Here is a 349-nt window from a genome sequence, read left to right as displayed (position 1 = left end):
GAGTGAGGACGGACTTTTATATTAACATAATCGAGTGCCTTAACCCCCGGGAAGGACTTGTTGACGCCTGGCATTTCCACCAAGTATTCACCTGACGACTGAGTAGTGGTCCGGACCATAAGTATACCTTGGTGGCCTCGCAAATCGAGTTATAAAAGGGAGCAACGCATTGAGCCCAGTGAAGACAAATCAAAGATCTAATTTCCGGATAAACACAGCCCGGTTGGACTGGTCTACGCCCACGTAAGGCACGCGCACGATTTTGATGTCAATTTTCCAGTTGGTGCCATCCGCCGCGCCTTTACCGTCGGCGAGGATTATCGCCAGAACGAAGGTCGCTTTCGCCTGG

Annotated in this window: 1 protein-coding gene and 1 pseudogene; both read right to left on the bottom strand. The window is 51.0% G+C overall.

Annotation, left to right across the window (positions count from 1 at the left end):
- Positions 1 to 119 (bottom strand): hypothetical protein (locus A6013_RS27755; protein WP_254677923.1); only part of this gene is annotated, 119 nt, incomplete at its 3' end.
- A gap of 70 nt (positions 120 to 189) precedes the next feature.
- A pseudogene (locus A6013_RS27235) lies at positions 190 to 349 on the bottom strand (methyl-galactoside ABC transporter substrate-binding protein); the annotation flags it as partial.

This window comes from Enterobacter sp. IF2SW-B1, from assembly GCF_001743375.1.
GTDB classification, from domain to species: domain Bacteria; phylum Pseudomonadota; class Gammaproteobacteria; order Enterobacterales; family Enterobacteriaceae; genus Enterobacter; species Enterobacter bugandensis.
Note: the sequence above shows the minus strand (reverse complement) of the source record. Positions and strands in the feature narration are given on the sequence as shown.